The organism is Marinifilum sp. D737, from assembly GCF_026672275.1.
Lineage (GTDB): Bacteria > Bacteroidota > Bacteroidia > Bacteroidales > Marinifilaceae > Marinifilum.
Window position 1 is genome coordinate 1 of record NZ_JANQCD010000083.1, and the last position, 1751, is coordinate 1751.

A 1751-nucleotide genomic window follows, 5' to 3' on the forward strand; every position below is an offset into this window, starting at 1 on the left:
CTTTTGTGCCTGTTGCACAACTCTTGATAACTTGTTCATAAATCTAACAATAAAAACTTTACTTCGCAATAATAATGGCTTAACTTGTAAATAAAAATGCAAGGAAAGAAGCTTTATCAAGAGAAGTTGTTTTCCAGCTTTCAGCTCTCCAATCGAGTACCGGAGAATAACTTCTATCGCCGATTAAAAGAGACTTTAAACTTATCCTTCCTTTACAAAAAAACACAATCTTACTATGGGAATTGCGGACAAAAAAGCATTGATCCGGTTGTTTTCTATAAGTTGTGTTTGGTTGGTTATTTAGAGAATATTATTAGCGACAGAAAACTTATAGAACATTGTTCCATGCGCTTGGATATTCTGTTTTTTCTGGGCTTTGATATCGATGAACAGTTGCCCTGGCACAGTACATTAAGTCGTACTCGTCAGCTGTTTCCCGAAAAGATATTTGAAGAGGTTTTTACTCATATATTAGGCATGTGTGTAGACAAGGGAATGGTTTCCGGTCACACCCAGGCTATGGATTCTGCACCAATAAAAGCCAATGCAAGTATGGATAGCCTTGAACTGAAAGTTCCTGAGGAAGAACTAGAGGCCTATCTTCAAAAAGCTCGTTACCAAAGTCGGATGGATCGAAAGCCTAAAAAGAATAAAGCATCAAAACAAGAGCAGATCATAACAGCCAATAAAAGAGAGTTGCAAGAGATAAAAAGTCGCAACCGTAACTGGCAGAAAAATCAGGATCAGCGTCCCGGGGCAGGCAACAAAGGAGCCAAGTATACCAGTAACAAAACCCATTACAGTCCAACCGATCCCGATGCCAGAATCAGTGTAAAGCCTGGCAAAGCCAGAAAACTGAATTACCTAAATAATATCAGTGTTGATACAGCCAATCATGTAATAACAGATGTAAAAGCTTACCATGCCGATAAAAAAGACAATCAATACCTGCAGGATGCCACCAAGCGCTTAAAACACAGACTGAAAAAACAAGGCCTTTTGTTTACCAACCTGTTAGCTGATGCTGGCTACAGCAGCGGAGAGAACTATGCTTTTCTGGAAAAGGAAAATATTATCAGCTACATTCCTCCACATGGGACATATAAGGGCGGTCCCGAAGGCTTTACCTTCTGCAAGGAAGAAAATTACTGGCTTTGCCCACAGGGAAAAAAAGTTACTTTTCGAAAGCGGAAAATGGTGACAAATTCTCTTCAGGATCATTACCTAACCAAAAGAAGTGATTGTAAAAACTGTCCGATAAAACAAAAATGTATTGGCAAGAGTTTTGAAAAGAGGATCGCCATTACTGTTTACAAAAAAGAGTATGAGCGTAACAACAAAAGGGTTCGCAGCAAGTTCGGCAAATACATGAAAGGCAAGCGGCAATCTACGGTCGAACCTGTTTTCGGCACCTTAACTGGGTTTATGGGACTTCGAAAAATCAACACCATCGGAATTGCTCAGGCAAACAAGGTAATGCACATGTCTGCTACTGCCTATAACCTTAAAAAACTAATGAAATTCATGAGCAAAACAGCTGAAACAATGACCAAACAGGCCATTGTTTTATTTTCTTCTTTGAGAAGTTATCTTGACTCTCTTGAGCTTGTTTTAAGGCCTTAAAAATTTAAAACACAAACAAAACCAACTGTAAAAACAAAGCCTTAAAAGCTTGCAAATCCGCATACTATTAAGGCTTTGTTCTTATTTTTTACAAATATTACTTGATTGTGCAACGGTTACTTTTGTTA

At 38.4% G+C, this 1751-nt stretch carries 1 protein-coding gene; it reads left to right on the plus strand.

Going from position 1 to position 1751, the window contains the following annotated elements; all coding sequences use genetic code 11:
* The first annotated feature begins 96 nt into the window (after positions 1 to 96).
* Complete coding sequence (locus tag NQ163_RS20485) at positions 97 to 1623, plus strand: IS1182 family transposase (RefSeq protein WP_268192175.1); 1527 nt, start codon at positions 97 to 99, stop codon at positions 1621 to 1623.
* Positions 1624 to 1751 lie beyond the last annotated feature (128 nt).

Excerpts from the sequence above, each read along its gene's own strand:
- NQ163_RS20485 (WP_268192175.1), top strand. The coding sequence starts at position 97 with ATGCAAGGAAAGAAGCTTTATCAAGAGAAGTTGTTTTCCAGCTTTCAG.